Genomic DNA, 4,620 nt, shown 5'->3' with positions numbered 1-4,620 from the left:
GCTTCGGCACCCCCGACGGTGCCCCCAGGGCCGCGCGCTCGCGCCCGCCGGCCCAGGGCTAGCCGCGGCGCCGGGCGCCGGACGCACAGAAGCGCCGGCGATCAGCGCCCGCGCCGCTACTTCCTAACGATTGGCCGCGGGCAGCCCCCGCGGCCTTTACGCGCCCGGAAGCTGGCTAGAATTTGTCCGTGGCGTGACGCTGTAGGCCGCACGGAACCGTCGGCTCGCCCGAGTAGGGAAATGTCCTGTCGGAATCGCTGAGGTACCCATGAACATCAAACATTGCCTGCTGCCCCTGCTGGCCTGCTCGAGCCTGGCGCTGGCGGCCGAACCGCCGGCCGAACCCTATGTCTACGGCATGCGCCTGGACATCGCCCGGGTGGTGGAGATCGTCGAACCCTACGAACTGTACGGCACCTGTCGCGTGGTGCCGGCGCGGATGACCTACGAGGACTCCGCCGGCCAGTTGCAGACCCTCGAATACCTGCGCATGAGCAGCGTGTGCAGCGACATCGAGGGCAGCCTCTGAGCCTGCGCGCAGCGGCCGGAGCATCCGAACCTCAGGGCGCGGACGCTCCGGCGGCCAGCGCCGTGGCCAGCTCGCCGAGGCGGCGCAGCGCGCCGGTGACCCGCTCGTCCAGCTCCTGGCAGCAGGACAGGCGCAGGCAGTGACGGAAGCGCGCGCCGTTGGAGTACAGCTGGCCGGGGATGATGACGATGCGCTCGGCCAGCGCGGCGTGGAACAGCTGCAGGCTGTCCACCGTCTCCGGCAGCTCCAGCCACAGCAGGAAGCCGCCGACCGGCTGGGTGGCGCGGGTGCCGGCCGGGAAGTGGCGGGCGACGATCCCGCGCACCGCATCCACCTGCGCCGCATAGCGCCGGCGCAGGACGCGCAGATGGTGGTCGTAGCCGCCGTTCTCGAGGAACAGGCCGACCGTCTCGGCCAGCAGCACCGACTCGGCGACGCTGGAGCTGAACTTCAGCTGGCGCACCGCGTCGCGGAAGCGCCCCGCCTCCAGCCAGCCGATGCGGTAGTCCGGCGCCAGGGTCTTGGTGTAGCTGGCGCAGGTCATCACCCAGCCGTCGCGGTCGAAGGCCTTGACCGTCGGCTGCAGCGGCTCGGCGAACTGCAGTTCGGCGTACAGGGCATCCTCGATCAGCGGCACCCGGTGACGGTTGGCCAGCTCGGCCAGGCGCTGCCTGGCGGCCAGCGGCATGCTGCAGCCCAGCGGGTTGTGCACCGTGGGCATGGCGATGATCGCCGCCAGGCGCTTCTCCTCCAGCAGCAGCTCGAGGGCGTCCAGCGCCAGGCCGTGCTGCGGATGGGTGGGAATCTCCAGCACCTTGAGGCCGAGGCTGGCCAGCAGCGGGTAGAGGTTGAAGTAGCTCGGCGACTCGATGCCCACCGTGTCGCCGGCGCGGGTCACCGCGCGCAGCGCCAGCTGCAGCGCCTCCATGGCGCCGTGGGTGAGCACGATGTCGTCGGCGGCCAGGGTCATGCCGAGCAACGCGGCGCGGCGGGCGATCTGCTCGCGCAGGCGCAGCGAGCCGGGCGGCAGCGCGTAGCGCGCCACCAGCTGCGGCTGGCGGCGCAGCAGGCCGGCGGTCAGCCGCGCCAGCTTGGCGCCGGGATAGAAGGCCTCGCCGCGCGGGCAGGCCAGCGCCAGGTCGACGTGGTCGGCGCGCTGCTGGCACTGCAGCACCACCACCATCAGGTCCTCGATCTCGCCGGCCTTGCGCACCCCGGCCGGCTGCTCGCGCAGCGGCCGCTGCAGCGGCGGCAGGCTGCTGCGCACGTAGTAGCCCGACTGCGGGCGCGCCTCGATCAGGCCGCGGTCCTCGAGCAGCCGGTAGGCGGCGGTGACGGTGTTGAGGCTCAGCTCGTGCTGCGCCGCGCAGGCGCGCACCGACGGCAGGCGGGCGCCGGCCGGCAGGCTGCCGCGGTCGATGGCCTCGGCCAGCTGGTCGGCGAGCAGGCGGTAGCGGACGGGTGCGGACGCAGGTGCGTTCATGGCGGATCACCGGTGACAGCGGAGTGGGCGAGGCATGGTGACAGTTGCCCTGACGGCCACTCTGTCACCATGACAAAAGCGATTTCGTGAGTCTGTCACCATCCGCCGCCAGTGCCTAGCATGGACTGCCATGGATCAACCGCAGGAGCCCGCCATGCTCGAAGCCCTCGCCCTGGCCAGCTACATGGGAGTGATGTCGATCACCCCCGGCCCCAACAACATCATGCTCACCGCCTCCGGGGTGAACTTCGGCTTCCGCCGCACCCTGCCGCACATGCTCGGCATCGCCTTCGGCTGCTCGCTGCAGCTGCTGCTGTGCGCCGCGCTGTTCGCCCAGGTCTCCGGCTGGCTCGGCGAGGTGCGCCCGGCGCTGGCGGTGGCCGGCTGCGCCTACCTGCTGTGGCTGTCGCTCAAGTTGGCGCGCGCCGGCGCCCCGGGCCGCCGCGAGACGGCGCGGCCGATGGGCTTCGTCGCCGCCGCGCTGTTCCAGTGGGTCAACCCCAAGGCGTGGATCATGGTGCTCAACGCCTGCGTGCTGTTCCTGCCGCAGGGCGGCCAGCTGCCGGCCGCCGCGGCCATGGCGCTGCTGGCGCTCATGGTCAACCTGCCGTGCATCGCGGTGTGGGCCTGGGGCGGCGAACGCCTGCGCCACTGGCTGCAGCAGGACTGGGCGCTGCGCCTGTTCAACCTGAGCATGGCCGGCCTGCTGGCCGCCACCGCACTGTGGCTGCTGGTGGAGGAACTGCTGCGCTGAGGCGCTGGCGAGCGGCGCCGCAGCGGTCCAGACTTGCCAGCCCGAGACACGGACGAACGAGGCAACCATGCGCACGCTGTACATCGACACCGAGTTCACCCAGCTCAGCGCCGAGCGGCGGCTGATCTCCCTGGCCCTGGTGGCGGCCGACGGCGCCGAGTTCTACGTCGAACTCAGCGACGGCTGGGAGCAAGCCGACTGTTCGGACTTCGTCGTCGAGGTCGTCCTGCCGCAGCTCGACCTCGCCACGCACGGCCGCCCGCGCACCGAAGCCTGCGCGGCGCTGCACGCCTTCCTCGCCGGCCTGGGCGCGGTGGAGGTGGTCGGCGACGCGCTGGCCTGGGACTGGCCGCTGCTGCTCGACCTGCTCGGCGCGCCGGGCCTGCCGGGCAACGTGCTGGGCTGCCGGCAGGTCGACGATCCGCTGGCCGCGCTGCCCGGCGAGGACATCCCCCACCACGCCCTGCTCGATGCGCGCCTGCTGCGCGACCTCTGCGAGGGCGGCGGCGACTAGGCGTCGCCCTCCTGCAGGCGCTGCAGCTCGCGGCGCACCATGCCGGCGTAGTGCGGCGGGCTCAGCGCATACAGCTCCCCGGCTACCCAGCCCAGCCAGCGCGCGCCCAGCTGCTCGCGCGCCGCCAGCAGGCGCTCGGCCTCGGCCCGCGCGCGGGACTGGTGGGCGCGGTGGTAGTCGGCGCGGGAAATCCCGCCGTGGTCGTGGTCGTGGTCGGACATGCTGCGGCTCGCGAGGCGGAGACAGGCAGTCTACCGCCCCTGGGGCCGACCGCGGGACAGCGCGCTCAAGGCTGCGCCAGCTCCGCCTCCTTCACCTCGTGCCAGCTGCTGTCGGGATCGAAGCGCGGCATCGCCAGGGCGAGCTTGGCGCCGTCCGGCCCCATGTCCTTCTCGAACACCAGGCCGTCGTGGCTGATCATGAAACTCATCACCCCGCTGTCGCCGTAGCGCGCCGGCCAGGCGACCAGGGCGAAGCCGCGGCTCATGTCGGCGCCGATCCTGTAGGCATAGGCGCCGCCCGGCGCCGACGGCCCCTGGGCGTCGAGTATGCGGTAGCGGTAGCCCTGCCACTCGCCGTCCGGCAGCTCGTCGCCGAACAGCGGGCCGAGCGGGCTCTGCGGCACGCCCGGCTCGTCGGGCCAGTACAGGCCGTCGTACCGGCCGTCGCTGCTCATGAACTGCTGCGCGTACTCGAGCACGCCGTCGCCGTCGTGGTCGGCTTCGGCGTAGTCCATCTGTGCGTCGTGGTAGGCGCGCACCGCCTGCATGGCGGCCAGCTCGTTGCGGCCGATGCGCCGCGCGCGGATTTCCTCGCCGCCGGCCCGGGGATCGAAGCGCCAGCCGTCCCGGCCGTGGACCAGCGGCAGCGGAAAGGTCCAGGGCGTGTTGCCGACCACCAGACTGGCGCGCTCCTCGCCGGCCAGGCGGATGGTGCGCTGCTCGCGGTAGAGGGCGAGGAAGGCGTCGACGTCCTTGCGCTCGATGTCATCGGTGGGGATGAAGGTCTGCCAGTCGTCGCCGAGCAGCGCGGCCATGCGCTGGGGATCGGCGTGCTCGGTGCCCAGCGCGGCGATCAGCGCATCGACGGCAGCGGTGGGGGTGGCGAAGGCCTGCTGGGCGCGCGCCTCCCAGGTCAGCAGGGCCAGCAGCGCCGGCAGGCAGATACGCAAGAGCGGATGCATGGGATGTCTCCTGGTCAACGCCGGAAGCCGCCGCCACCGCCACTGCGGGCCGGCCTGCTGGGTGCCGAGCGCTGCACCGGACGGCTGGCGCGCTCCATCCGCGGCCGGCTGGCCGAGGCACGGCTGGCTTCGCCGCGGCTGGCGACGGCCCGCGAGC

At 72.6% G+C, this 4,620-nt stretch carries 6 protein-coding genes; 3 read left to right on the top strand and 3 right to left on the bottom strand.

The window, feature by feature from the left end:
* The first annotated feature begins 268 nt into the window (after window positions 1–268).
* Window positions 269–529 carry a DUF2790 domain-containing protein gene (locus E5198_RS20530; RefSeq protein ID WP_136491766.1) on the top strand — a complete coding sequence of 87 codons (261 nt, stop codon included), beginning with the start codon at window positions 269–271 and terminating at the stop codon, window positions 527–529.
* A 31-nt stretch (window positions 530–560) separates the two neighbouring features.
* Here E5198_RS20530 and E5198_RS20525 read toward each other — a convergent pair whose 3' ends face one another.
* The gene (locus E5198_RS20525; RefSeq protein WP_136491765.1) at window positions 561–2,012 is read right to left on the bottom strand and encodes a PLP-dependent aminotransferase family protein; all 1,452 of its coding nucleotides are present in this window, start codon (window positions 2,010–2,012) and stop codon (window positions 561–563) included.
* Window positions 2,013–2,166: 154 nt separating this feature from the next.
* Here E5198_RS20525 and E5198_RS20520 point away from each other — a divergent pair, with 154 nt between their 5' ends.
* On the top strand, window positions 2,167–2,766 hold the full coding sequence (locus tag E5198_RS20520) for a LysE family translocator (RefSeq protein WP_136491764.1): 600 nt from the start codon (window positions 2,167–2,169) through the stop codon (window positions 2,764–2,766).
* Between the two features lie 67 nt (window positions 2,767–2,833).
* Window positions 2,834–3,280: a 3'-5' exoribonuclease gene (locus E5198_RS20515; protein WP_136491763.1), complete on the top strand. Its 447-nt coding sequence runs from the start codon at window positions 2,834–2,836 to the stop codon at window positions 3,278–3,280.
* Here E5198_RS20515 and E5198_RS20510 read toward each other — a convergent pair.
* Together E5198_RS20510 and E5198_RS20505 are read right to left on the bottom strand one after the other, a co-directional pair.
* Window positions 3,277–3,501 (bottom strand): hypothetical protein, encoded by a 225-nt coding sequence (locus E5198_RS20510; protein ID WP_136491762.1) that lies wholly within the window; start codon window positions 3,499–3,501, stop codon window positions 3,277–3,279. The two genes, E5198_RS20515 and E5198_RS20510, sit on opposite strands and share 4 nt — an antisense overlap.
* A 65-nt stretch (window positions 3,502–3,566) precedes the next feature.
* The gene (locus E5198_RS20505; RefSeq protein WP_136491761.1) at window positions 3,567–4,463 is read right to left on the bottom strand and encodes a DUF2950 domain-containing protein; all 897 of its coding nucleotides are present in this window, start codon (window positions 4,461–4,463) and stop codon (window positions 3,567–3,569) included.
* Window positions 4,464–4,620: the final 157 nt, after the last annotated feature.

The sequence above is a fragment of the Pseudomonas sp. A-1 genome, from assembly GCF_004801855.1.
Classification (GTDB): domain Bacteria; phylum Pseudomonadota; class Gammaproteobacteria; order Pseudomonadales; family Pseudomonadaceae; genus Geopseudomonas.
The sequence above is the reverse complement of the archived record's forward strand: the minus strand, read 5'-3'. Positions and strand labels throughout refer to the sequence as shown.

Excerpts from the sequence above, each read along its gene's own strand:
- E5198_RS20515 (WP_136491763.1), top strand. The coding sequence starts at position 2,834 with ATGCGCACGCTGTACATCGACACCGAGTTCACCCAGCTCAGCGCCGAG.
- E5198_RS20520 (WP_136491764.1), top strand. The coding sequence starts at position 2,167 with ATGCTCGAAGCCCTCGCCCTGGCCAGCTACATGGGAGTGATGTCGATC.
- E5198_RS20510 (WP_136491762.1), bottom strand. The coding sequence starts at position 3,501 with ATGTCCGACCACGACCACGACCACGGCGGGATTTCCCGCGCCGACTAC.
- E5198_RS20530 (WP_136491766.1), top strand. The coding sequence starts at position 269 with ATGAACATCAAACATTGCCTGCTGCCCCTGCTGGCCTGCTCGAGCCTG.
- E5198_RS20505 (WP_136491761.1), bottom strand. The coding sequence starts at position 4,463 with ATGCATCCGCTCTTGCGTATCTGCCTGCCGGCGCTGCTGGCCCTGCTG.
- E5198_RS20525 (WP_136491765.1), bottom strand. The coding sequence starts at position 2,012 with ATGAACGCACCTGCGTCCGCACCCGTCCGCTACCGCCTGCTCGCCGAC.